Genomic DNA, 11,758 nt, shown 5'->3' with positions numbered 1-11,758 from the left:
GCGGCCTCTGCGTTTAATTTCCAGAAGCCCCACTAGTAGATGACTTTGACGTGGTCGTCACCGAGGCTGTCGCGCAGGCGATGCAGGAGTTCGTCGGTGGGATGGACGCGCCAGGTTTCACCGAGGGCGATCTGGGCGCGGGCGTCGTCGCGGTGGTAGTCGATGATCACCGGGCAGAAGCCTTCACGAAACGGCGACAGGGTGTGTTGCAGTTCGTTGACGAAGCCGTTACCGGCTTTGTGGTGATCGACGCTGATCAGCAGTTTGCGGGCAAAGTGTTCGCGCGCCTGGTTGATATCGTAGATGCTGCGCGCGCTCATCTTGTAACCGCCACTGTATTCGTCGATGCTGACCTCCCCTTCGACCACAATCAGCTTGTCCTTGGAGAGCAGATCCCGGTAACGCTGAAAGGGTTCGCTGAACACCGCCAGTTCGATACGGGCGCTGCGATCGTCGATGGTGATAAAGGCCATGCGATCGCCGCGCCGGGTATTCATGGTCCGCATGGCAACGATCAACCCGGCCACCACCACAGTCTGATCCCGGGTCGGTTTGAGATCGACGATGCGGGCGGAAACAAAGCCGCTCAACTCTTCAAGATAACGCTCGATGGGATGACCGGTCAGATAGAGTCCCAGGGTCTGCTTTTCCGCCGCCAGCCGCTCGTCCTCACTCCATTCCGACTGGCGATGGTAGGTCACCGGGCTGCTGTCCGATTCGACCGCCGCGCCCATCCCGAACAGATCCTGCATACCCACCGCCTGATCGCGAGTGTGCTGTTCGGCTACCTTGAGTGCCGCCGGCAGGGAGGCCATCAGCGTGGCCCGGTTCTCGCCGAACACATCCAGCGCGCCGGCCATAATCAGTGCCTCGAGCGTGCGACGATTGACCTTGCGAGTATCGATGCGACGGGTGAAGTCGAACAGATCGGCGAACGGCCCGTGGGCGTTACGCTCCTCGATCATGCTGTCGATGGCCGAGCCCCCGACGCCTTTAATCGCGCCCAGACCATAGACCACGGTCTGTTCATCCTGGGCGGTGAAACGGTATTCGCACTGATTGATATCCGGCGGCAGCACGGTAAGCTGCATGTCGCTGCATTCGTCGATCAGCGTGACCACTTTGTCGGTGTTGTCCATATCCGCCGACAGCACCGCCGCCATAAACGGCGCCGGATAATGCGCCTTGAGCCAGGCGGTCTGGTAAGAGACCAGGGCATAGGCGGCCGAGTGGGATTTGTTGAAGCCGTAGCCGGCGAACTTCTCCATCAAATCGAAGATATAGGTAGCCGTCTTCTCTTCAACGCCCCGCTCCAGCGCGCCTTTGGTAAAGATGTCGCGCTGCTTGGCCATCTCTTCAGGCTTTTTCTTGCCCATGGCGCGGCGCAGCAGATCGGCGCCGCCGAGGGTGTAGCCGGCCAGTACCTGGGCGATCTGCATGACCTGTTCCTGATACAGAATAACGCCGTAGGTCGGCTCCAGAATCGAGACGATATCCGGATGCGGGTATTCCGGTTGCTTGCGCTTGTGCTTGACGTTGATGAAGTCATCCACCATGCCCGATTGCAGCGGGCCGGGACGAAACAGCGCCACCAGGGCGATGATTTCCTCGAAGCTGTCCGGTTGCAGACGCTTGATCAAATCCTTCATGCCGCGCGATTCGAGCTGAAACACAGCGGTAGTCTGGTTGGCTTTTAACAGCTCGAAGGTTTTTTCATCATCCAGTGGAATGGAGATGATATCGACCGGCGTCTCGCCTTTGGCGGCTTTGTCCTGATTGATGGCGCGCACCGCCCAGTCGATGATGGTCAACGTGCGCAGGCCGAGAAAGTCGAACTTGACCAGTCCGACCGCTTCCACATCGTCCTTGTCGAACTGGGTGACGATACTGCCGGAACCCTGCTCACAATATAATGGTGTGAAGTCAGTCAGTTGCGAGGGCGCGATCACCACCCCGCCGGCATGCTTGCCGGCATTACGGGAACAGCCTTCGAGTTTCTTGGCCAGATCGATCAGGCCGCGAATTTCCTCATCCTGATCGTACAGCTCCTGCAGCTGTTCTTCCTGTTCCAGCGCCTTGTCGAGGGTCATGCCCACTTCAAACGGGATCAGTTTGGCGATGCGATCCACAAAGCCATAGGGATGACCGAGCACGCGACCCACATCACGCACCACCGCCTTGGCCGCCATGGTGCCGTAAGTGATAATCTGCGAGACTTTTTCGCGGCCGTAATGATCGGCCACGTAGTCGATCACCCGATCGCGGCCTTCCATGCAGAAGTCGACATCAAAGTCGGGCATGGAAACACGTTCGGGATTCAAAAAACGTTCGAACAGCAGATCGTATTTTATCGGATCCAGATCGGTGATGGTCAGGGCATAGGCTACCAGCGAACCGGCACCCGAACCACGCCCCGGTCCGACCGGCACGCCGTTCTCCTTGGCCCAGCGAATAAAGTCGGCCACGATAAGAAAGTAACCGGGGAAACCCATGGAGATGATGACATCCAGTTCCATCTCCAGGCGGTCGTAATATTCACGGCGGATGGTTTCATAATCGGATGCGCTGGTATCGAAGAACTTGTTGAGCCGCGCTTCCAGTCCCCGGCGCGATTCCTCGCGCAGAAACTCGTCGATGGTCATGCCGGCCGGCACCGGGAAGTCGGGCAGATAATTCTTGTCCAGCGTCAGCTCGACATTACAGCGTTTCGCAATCTCAACTGTATTGGCCAGCGCTTCGGGCAGATCCTCGAACAACTCGGCCATCTCCTGCGGCGTGCGCAGGTACTGTTGTTCGCTGAAGCGCTTGGGCCGGCGCGGATCATCCAGAGTACGACCTTCGTGGATACAGACCCGCGCTTCGTGCGCGTCAAAGTCCCCGGCGTGAATAAAATGGACATCGTTGGTCGCCACCACCGGGATATCTTGCGCAGCCGCCAGTTCCACCGCGCCATGCAGATAATCTTCCTCGCCCTCGCGGCCGGTGCGCTGCAACTCCAGATAATAGCGATCCGGAAACAGGCGTTGCCATTGCGTCAGCCGTTGCGTTGCCAGCGCCGGATTGCCGTTGAGCAGCGCCTGGCCCACATCCCCTTCCCGACCGCCGGACAGAGCGATCAGGCCCTCGGTAGCCCCTTCCAGCCAGTCGCGGCTGAGGGTCGGTTGGCCGCGATGCTGGCCTTCGATATAACTGCGGGAAACCAGCCGGGTCAGATTGCGATAACCGGTGTTGTCCTGGCAGAGCAAGACAAGCCGGCTGGGCAGGTTGGGATCGTCCTCGTTATGCAGCCAGGCATCCACACCGATGATCGGCTTGATGCCGGCGGCGATCGCCGCCTTGTAGAACTTGACCATGCCGAACAGGTTGCACTGATCGGTCATCGCCACCGCCGGCATGCCCGCCTCGACGGCCGCCTTGACCAGCGGCTTGATGCGCACCAGGCCATCGACAAGTGAGTATTCGGTATGCAGGTGAAGGTGGACGAAGGATTCCATGGCGCAAAGTGTCAGATCAATCCGTCAGGAGTGCAAGACTTGACACCGGTCAGCATGCCGGTTCTGCTGCAAATCCCGCTGGTTAGCCTGCCAGACCAGTATTAGTGGAACATGATAGGTCTGGCAGAAAAGCCCTGAAACGCAGAGAACACCGACGATACCGAACCCGGCCCTTTCTGTACCCCATCAATTATCTTCGGTGAATCCGGTGTTTGCAGTGTCGTCGGTGGTTAATAATCATCACTTCGAGAGGGCGCTACATCCACTCCTTGCCCATCTGTTTGAACTGAACGCGCAGAAATTCCATCTGATCGGCCAGAATGCGGCGATTACGCAACACCAGGTATTCGGCCAGATTGGGCACATACGGGATGGCTAGTAACGGCATGTTGGCCTGTTCCGGTGAACGGCTGCCCTTGCGGGCATTGCAGCGCTTGCAGGCGGTAACAACATTGCGCCAGTGATCGCGGCCACCACGGGACAGGGGTTTAACGTGATCCCGGGTCAACAGGAGATCGCGAAATTCATGCCCGCAATACAGACAGGTATGACGATCACGGCGGAACAGTTCCCGGTTACTCAACGGTGGCGTGGTGTGATGCTTGAGGGCCTTGTTCTCGCCGTGGACAGCGATGATGGAATTGATTTCGAGCAGACTCTGCTCACCGGTCAACCGGCTTTGGCCACCATGCAGGGGAAACATATGCTCGCCCGCCGTCCAGGCCACCCGCCCGCGGGAATAGAGACAAGCCGCTTCCTGCCAGGGGACCCAGTTCACCGGCTGACCATTAATATCCAATCGAAGAATCAAAGGTAACGACGGCATCACGTTCTCCTGTCCCGAACCGTATTATCGATTATTGTGCCTGATTTAATTTTATACCCGGTTTTCAATCGGAAAACAAATGTTCAGGCCGCCAGGGACGAGTGACGAAGGACGAGGAAAAACGGCCCCGATCCACCGACGGCCAACTGCGACTGCGATCTGCCAACTTTGTTTTACAGAAGCCTGCGCACTGGTCCGAAGCTGCGCCGGTGGATCTCGGTCACACCCAGACTCTGCAGCGCCGCGATATGGTCCCTGGTTGGGTAGCCCTTGTGCTTTTCCAGCCCGTAGCCGGGGTATTGTTCCGCCAGCGCGACCATTTCCCGATCCCGGCTCACCTTGGCCAGGATAGAGGCGGCCATGATGGCCGGCACGCAGCCGTCCCCCTTGACCACCGCCCGACCCGGGCAAGCCAGTTCGGGGCAGCGGTTACCGTCCACCAGCGCCTCCAGTGGCGAGGGATCGAGCACGGCGGCGGCCCGCTGCATGGCCAGCAAACTGGCCTGCAGGATATTGAGCCGGTCGATTTCCTCCACCTCGGCCCGCCCCAGGGCCCAGGCCAGAGCCTGTTCCTGAATCTGCGCCGCGAGCTGTTCACGTCGTGACTCATTCAGCCGCTTGGAATCGAGCAAACCCTCGATGGGATTGACCGGATCCAGAATCACCGCCGCCGCCACCACCGGGCCGGCCAGCGGACCGCGGCCCACTTCATCCAGCCCGGCGAGGCGCTCCTGTTGCAGGGTAAATGTCCAATCTGTGTCCAAGGGCCGATTTTTCCTTTGTTCAGGCGTGCAAATGACGCCTTATCTAATTGAATTTACAGGCTAAAAATGCGAATATTCTTTATTATATTTCCGGCTCGCCGCCGCCCGGCTTCTGTCTGGCGCGCCATTTTACCGCGAACCGCTGACCTGCCAACCGCAACAGAGTTATTTTTAATGACAACACTCAAAACCGCCGTCATAGGTGTCGGTTATCTCGGAAAATTCCACGCCCAGAAATACGCCCAGCTCCCCGCCTCGCAACTGATCGGGGTTTGTGACACCAATCGTGACGTCGCGCAGGCCATTGCCAGCGAACATGGCGTTGACGTATTCGATAACTATCACGATCTGATTGGCAAAGTGGATGCAGTCAGCATCGTGGTCCCCACCCAGAAACATTACGAAGTGGCGAAAACATTTCTCGAAAACGGCGTGCATGTGCTGCTCGAAAAACCGATCACCTCGACCCTGGAACAGGGTCGCGAGCTGGTGGAACTGGCCGAACGCAATAATCTGAAGTTCCAGATCGGCCATCTGGAACGCTTCAACCCGGCCGTCATGGCGCTGGAGAATGTGCTGGTCGAACCCCTGTTTATCGAATCGCACCGCATTGCACCTTTCAACCCGCGCGGCGCCGATGTCAATGTGATTCTGGATCTGATGATTCATGACATCGATATCATTCTTGATTTTGTCGGCTCACCGGTCAAGGCGATTCACGCCAGCGGCGTGCCCGTACTCTCCGACGAGACCGATGTTGCCAATGTTCGTCTCGAGTTCGAAAATGGTTGTGTCGCCAATGTCACCGCCAGTCGCATTAGTATGAAAAGCGAACGGCGCATGCGGATATTCCAGTCCGATGCCTATATCACCATCGACTTTCAGAACAAACAACTGGGCATTCATCGCAAGGGCAAGGGCGAAATGTATCCCGGTGTGGCGGAGATCGACAGCGAGGAACACGCCTTTGACCAGGGCGATGCCCTGCTGAGTGAAATCGGTGCTTTTTTACAGGCGATCAATACCGATGCCCGACCGGTTATCAGCGGTGCCGACGGCCTGCGCGCCCTGGAAACCGCCTTTGAAATCAACCGGCAACTGTCAGAAAACTGATCGTTCCCAACCGCATGAATTGAGGTAATTCTTACATGATCCCGATGGTTGATCTGAAACAGCAATACCAGACCCTGAAAGATGAAATCGAACAGGGTTTTAGCGAAACATTTGAAAAAACCAGTTTCATTCTCGGACCGAATGTTAAAGGCTTCGAGGCCGATGTCGCCGATTATCTGGGCGTCAAACACGCCATCAGTTGCGCTTCCGGGACCGATGCCCTGCACCTGTCACTGGTCGCTGCCGGAATTGGCGCGGGCGACGAGGTGATCACCTCCGCCTTTACTTTCATTGCCACCGCCGAGGCGATTCGCTATGTCGGCGCAATCCCGGTCTACGTGGATATTCGCCCGGACACCTACAATCTGGATCCCGAGCTGATAGAAGCGGCGATTACCGACAAGACCCGCGCTGTTTTGCCGGTACACCTGTTCGGTCAGCCGGCCGACATGGACGCCATCATGACCCTGGCCGAGAAGCATAATCTGAAAGTGATCGAAGATTGCGCTCAGTCCATCGGTGCCGATATTGACGGCAAAATGACCGGCGGGATTGGGCTGGCCGGGGCGCACAGCTTTTTTCCCAGCAAAAACCTCGGCTGTTATGGTGATGGGGGCATGATTACCACCAATGACGATGCCCTGGCCGATATGTTGCTTATGCTGCGCAATCATGGCAGCAAGGAACGTTATTATCATGATGTCGTCGGTTACAACAGCCGGCTCGACGAACTGCAGGCGGTCGTGCTGCGCGCCAAACTCAAGCATCTGCCGCAATATAACCAGGAACGTCGTCGTGTCGCACACCGCTATTCAAAAGGTCTGGCCGGTAGCGTAGTGACGCCGCCCCACGAGGATGGCAAGGGCACGCATGTCTATCATCAATATACAGTACTGAGCGAGCAACGTGACACGGTAATGAAGAAACTGGCCGATAACGAAATTGCCTCGGCCATCTACTATCCGGTACCCCTGCATCAGCAAAAAGTCTTTGCCGATATTTGCAAGGATGTCAGGTTACCAGTCACCGAACAGATCGCTGCCCAATGCATGTCGTTGCCGATTTATCCGGAACTGCAAGACGAACAGGTCGATCAGATTATCGACGTTATCCAGTCAGTCTGAGAGTAGCGCATTGAAACGGGTCATGATCATTGCCGGAGAAGCCTCCGGTGATCTGCACGCCGCCAAGCTGGTCGAAGGCGTCAAACAACAGCGGCCGGATACCCGGTTTTTCGGTATCGGGGGCAGTGCCATGCGCAAGGCCGGCGTGGAGATTCTGGTTGAGTCCTCCGAGCTGGCGGTTGTCGGTCTGATTGAAGTTTTCGCTCATCGCAAGGTGATCTTCGGCGCCCTCAACCAAATGCGCGAGATCCTGCGAAGCGATCCACCGGATCTGCTGATTCTGACCGACTATCCCGAATTCAATCTGCGCCTTGCACAAACCGCCAAAGAATGTGGCGTCAAAGTCTTGTACTACATCAGCCCGCAGATCTGGGCGTGGCGTCAGGGACGCGTGAAGAAGATCCAGAGGCTGGTCGATAAAATGGCCGTGGTATTTCCTTTTGAAGTGGACTTTTACGCCCGCCACGGTGTACCGGTCACCTACGTAGGTCATCCCCTCGCCCACGAGGTCAAGGCCAGCGCCGATCGCGACACGCTGTTGCATGAGTTCGGTATGGATCCCGAACGCCCCGTCGTGGGATTATTTCCCGGCAGTCGGCGCAGTGAAATCAAACGCCTGCTACCGATTATTATCGATACCGCCCGTCTTTTACAGCAACAGCGCCCACAACTGCAGTTTGTGCTGCCCATCGCCTCTACCCTCAATCCGGATCTGATCCGGAAAAATATGCCGGAACACGAGCTGGATATTCACTATATAGAACAGCGGCCGTACGACGCCATGCTGGCCAGTGACGCGATCATCACCGTATCCGGCACGGTAACACTGGAAATCGCATTAACGGGCATTCCCATGGTTGTCATCAACCGGGTTGCCTGGCTGACCTATCACATCGTTAAACGTATGCTCAAAATCGATCACCTGGCCCTGTGCAACATCGTCGCCCAGCGTCGGATCGTCCCCGAGCTGATACAAAATGACGCCACGCCACGTGCTATCGCAGCGGAGCTCGAACGGATACTCGACGACGACGATTACCGAAAAGAAATCAAACAGGGATTGGAGGAAGTACGCCAAAAACTGGAAGACGACAGCCACATCACCGACATCGCCACCGTCACCGTCGAAATGATCACTGATTAAACTTTCGGATCATCAACGCAGAGGACGCGGAGGCGCAGAGTCGCGGAGAATACAAGGCTGAAATAATTTTGAATTTTGAGTTTTGAATTACCCGTACTAGCCAATTCAAAATTTAACATTCAAAACTCAGAATTTTCATACCTCTGCGTCTCCGCGCCTCTGCGAGCTCCACGTTACTTACATGAACTACCTAAGAATTCCGCGCTGGGAACGGTTGAGGAAGTCGAGCATAGGCTGTACTTCGGGATGTTGTTCGGCCAGGGGTCTGAGGTATTGCCGGGCTTCGTCGCTGGTATGGCCGGAACGGTAAATAATCTTGTAAGCGTCCTTGATTGCCCTGATCGCTTCCTTACTGTATTCGTGGCGCTTGAGCCCTTCGCTGTTAATGCCATAGGGACTGGCCGGGTTGCCGCTGACCATCACATAAGGGGGGATATCCTTGCTGATGGTACTGCCCATTCCACAGAAGGCATGATTACCTATCTTGGTGAACTGATGAACCAGGGTAAAGCCACCGAGAATGACATTGTCATCCACTTCCACATGGCCCGCGAGCGAAGCACCGTTAGCGAAGATCGTGTTATTTTCCACCAGGCAATCATGCGCAATGTGGATATAAGCCATTAACCAGTTGTCGTTACCGATGCGGGTAACGCCGCCACCATCGTCGGTTCCGCGATTGATCGTGACAAACTCCCGGATGGTATTGCCGTCACCAATTTCGAGACGGGAATTTTCGCCGTGATACTTCTTGTCCTGGGGTATTTCTCCAATGGAGCTGAACTGAAAGAAATGATTGTTACACCCGATACGGGTTGGACCGTTGATGACAACATGCGGGCCGATTACCGTTCCGGCTCCAATTTCGACATCCGGCCCGATAATACTGAACGCACCAATACTGACATCATCGGCAATCCGGGCGGCAGGGTCGACGATGGCGCGTTGATCAATACTCATTCTATCTCACGTTCAGCACACATCAGTTCCGCGCTGCACACCACCTTGTCATCAACTTTCGCACGACCATCGAACTTCCAGATGCCTCGCATCTGGCGAGTATATTCCACTTCGAGACGCAACTGATCGCCTGGAATAACCGGCTGTTTGAAGCGAGCATTATCAATGCCAACAAAATAATAGAGCGAGGTACCATCGGGTTTACGACCAACCGTCTGGAAAGCCAGGATACCGGTCGCCTGAGCCAGGGCTTCAAGGATCAGCACCCCGGGCATAATCGGCCGGGTCGGGAAATGTCCAATAAAATACGGCTCGTTATGTGTGACATTTTTAATGCCCACCAGGGACTTGCCCGGTTCACATTCCAGCACCTTGTCGATCAGTAAAAACGGGTAGCGATGCGGCAAATGCTCAAGAATTTCGTAGATATTCAACGCAACCAAAATTCATTCCTCAATAAACGGTGTCTTATTTTCCCTGCCGGGATTCCAGTGTTTTAATGCGTTTTGCCATCTCATCCAACTGCTTGAATCTGACAGCATTTTTTCGCCATAGCTTATTCGGTTCCAGGGTCGTACCGGAAGAATAGACGCCCGGTTCCCGGATGGAATGGGACACTATTGACATTGCCGTGATTGTGACATTGTCGACAATTTCTATGTGACCGGCAATACCCACCATCCCGGCAATTGTGCAGTGCTTCCCAATTCGGGCACTTCCAGCAATGGCTGTAGCGGCGGCCACGACCGTATGCGCGCCAAGGTGCACATTATGCGCCACCTGAATCAGATTATCGAGTTTGACGTTGTCGCCAATGACCGTGTCTTCGATGGCTCCCCGGTCGATTGCGGTGTTGGCGCCGATTTCGACATCATCCCCGATAATAACCCGCCCGATCTGGGGAATTTTCAACCAGACACCCTGATCATTGGCCTGTCCAAACCCATCCCCACCGATAACAACACCAGAATGGATCACTGCCTGTTGACCAATTTGACATTCATGCAAAACGGTCACATTCGCCGCCAACCGGCTATTCGCACCGATGTGAACTGCGGCCTCGATGATACAGCCAGGCCCGAGCGAGACGCCCTCTTCCAACCGCACGTCAGCGCCCACATAACAGTTGGCGCCAATGGAAACGGATTCAGGAACGGTCGCCGATTCCTCGACCACGGCAGATGGATGAATGCCTACAGGTGGGATTACTGGAGGGTATAATAACGAAGCCACTCGGGCATAAGCCGCGTGTGGGTTATCCACAATAAGGGCACTAACCGGACAGTGGCTGGCATCACCCTCACGAAGAATCACGGCTGAAGCCGAGGTGTTTGCCAGATACTGGCGATAGGCGGCACTGGTTAAAAAAGAGATTGCGCCGGAATCGGCACGGGTCAGGGTGGCGACACGCTCTATAACAGTTTGTGGGTCACCGACAACCTGCCCTCCTGTATGCTCAGCAAGTTCTTGCAGGGTATACTTCACAATCTCGTCCGTCAGTTCTGGGCGTTGCCTGGATTCGGTTTATATTGCGCGTTTAATCGTTCCAGCACCTGTTCACTCAAATCAACCGATTCAGCAGCATAGATAACATTGTCCCCCACGACAAGATCGTAATTTTTATCTTTGGCTAATGTAACAATCGTGTCGTAAACCAACTTTTGTAACCGGTTCAGTTCGTCATTACGGCGAATATTGAGATCTTCGTTAAATTCTTCGCGGGTACGCTCTATTTCACGTTTCTCGAGTACAATTTGACGCTCTTTTTTCTTGCGAACCTCATCGCTCATAATATCCGCGTCTCTGGCCAGTTCCTCTTCGAGTTGTTTGAGTTTTTTCTGCATGGCCACGATTTTCTCATCACGGGGAGCAAATTCGTTTTCCAGTTTCTGGCGCGCGGCATCCGCCTGAGGGGCTTTCTTAAGAACCAGGGAAATATTAACAAAGCCAATACGTGTCTCGGCCTGCACGGCAGGCACAGCAGACAGGAGAAACAAAGCCAGCAAGAAATAATGTATCCAGGTTTTACGCAATGTAATCACCCCGAGTCTTATCAATTAGAAGTCCGAACCCATCGTAAACTGGAAATTCTGTGTGTCATCACCCGGCTTGTCATTCAGCGGCATGGCATAACTGAACCGCAATGTACCAATCGGAGCCAGCCACATAAATGCCAGACCTGCCGAAGTGCGTAATTCATTCACATCCACACTCTGCTCGGCGGAGAAGACATTACCGGCATCAAAAAAAGCCGCGATACGGGTTGAATTGCTCTGCTCGGCAAAGATATTCGGCAAAATCAATTCCAGACTGCCGATGACCCGTTTACTGCC

Annotated in this window: 11 protein-coding genes; 3 read left to right on the top strand and 8 right to left on the bottom strand. The window is 55.2% G+C overall.

Features of this window, described 5'->3' with window-relative positions; genetic code table 11:
- Positions 1-32: 32 nt before the first annotated feature.
- The 3 genes from dnaE to rnhB all read right to left on the bottom strand — a co-directional run bounded on the left by dnaE (position 33) and on the right by rnhB (position 5,084).
- Positions 33-3,494 (bottom strand): DNA polymerase III subunit alpha, encoded by a 3,462-nt coding sequence (gene dnaE / locus RI563_RS00365; RefSeq protein WP_310692329.1) that lies wholly within the window; start codon positions 3,492-3,494, stop codon positions 33-35.
- 256 nt (positions 3,495-3,750) lie between these two features.
- A complete protein-coding gene (locus RI563_RS00360) occupies positions 3,751-4,320 on the bottom strand; it encodes an HNH endonuclease (protein WP_310692328.1) in 570 nt (189 codons plus the stop codon).
- A gap of 173 nt (positions 4,321-4,493) precedes the next feature.
- Positions 4,494-5,084 carry a ribonuclease HII gene (rnhB, locus tag RI563_RS00355; protein ID WP_310692327.1) on the bottom strand — a complete coding sequence of 197 codons (591 nt, stop codon included), beginning with the start codon at positions 5,082-5,084 and terminating at the stop codon, positions 4,494-4,496.
- A gap of 174 nt (positions 5,085-5,258) precedes the next feature.
- Between rnhB and RI563_RS00350 the strand changes: the two genes are divergently transcribed.
- From RI563_RS00350 to lpxB, 3 genes are read left to right on the top strand one after another with little or no spacing between them, the layout of a single operon-like run.
- The gene (locus tag RI563_RS00350; protein ID WP_310692326.1) at positions 5,259-6,197 is read left to right on the top strand and encodes a Gfo/Idh/MocA family oxidoreductase; all 939 of its coding nucleotides are present in this window, start codon (positions 5,259-5,261) and stop codon (positions 6,195-6,197) included.
- A gap of 35 nt (positions 6,198-6,232) precedes the next feature.
- Positions 6,233-7,321 carry a DegT/DnrJ/EryC1/StrS family aminotransferase gene (locus tag RI563_RS00345; protein ID WP_310692325.1) on the top strand — a complete coding sequence of 363 codons (1,089 nt, stop codon included), beginning with the start codon at positions 6,233-6,235 and terminating at the stop codon, positions 7,319-7,321.
- A 22-nt stretch (positions 7,322-7,343) separates the two neighbouring features.
- Entirely contained in the window at positions 7,344-8,465 is a 1,122-nt protein-coding gene (gene lpxB / locus RI563_RS00340) for a lipid-A-disaccharide synthase (RefSeq protein WP_310692324.1), read from the top strand.
- Between the two features lie 186 nt (positions 8,466-8,651).
- Here lpxB and lpxA read toward each other — a convergent pair whose 3' ends face one another.
- The 5 genes from lpxA to RI563_RS00315 form a co-directional block, all read right to left on the bottom strand.
- Positions 8,652-9,425 (bottom strand): acyl-ACP--UDP-N-acetylglucosamine O-acyltransferase, encoded by a 774-nt coding sequence (gene lpxA, locus RI563_RS00335; RefSeq protein WP_310692323.1) that lies wholly within the window; start codon positions 9,423-9,425, stop codon positions 8,652-8,654.
- Positions 9,422-9,868, bottom strand: coding sequence for a 3-hydroxyacyl-ACP dehydratase FabZ (gene fabZ / locus RI563_RS00330; protein WP_310692322.1), 447 nt, complete (start codon positions 9,866-9,868; stop codon positions 9,422-9,424). Before fabZ ends, lpxA begins: the two co-directional genes overlap by 4 nt.
- A gap of 25 nt (positions 9,869-9,893) precedes the next feature.
- The gene (gene lpxD, locus RI563_RS00325) at positions 9,894-10,910 is read right to left on the bottom strand and encodes a UDP-3-O-(3-hydroxymyristoyl)glucosamine N-acyltransferase (RefSeq protein ID WP_310692321.1); all 1,017 of its coding nucleotides are present in this window, start codon (positions 10,908-10,910) and stop codon (positions 9,894-9,896) included.
- Positions 10,911-10,921: 11 nt separating this feature from the next.
- On the bottom strand, positions 10,922-11,458 hold the full coding sequence (locus RI563_RS00320) for an OmpH family outer membrane protein (protein ID WP_310692320.1): 537 nt from the start codon (positions 11,456-11,458) through the stop codon (positions 10,922-10,924).
- Between the two features lie 24 nt (positions 11,459-11,482).
- A partial coding sequence (locus RI563_RS00315; RefSeq protein ID WP_310692319.1) for a BamA/TamA family outer membrane protein occupies positions 11,483-11,758 on the bottom strand: 276 nt, incomplete at its 5' end.

The organism is Thiohalophilus sp., assembly GCF_031581315.1.
Classification (GTDB): domain Bacteria; phylum Pseudomonadota; class Gammaproteobacteria; order UBA6429; family Thiohalophilaceae; genus Thiohalophilus.
Note: the sequence above shows the minus strand (reverse complement) of the source record. Positions and strands in the feature narration are given on the sequence as shown.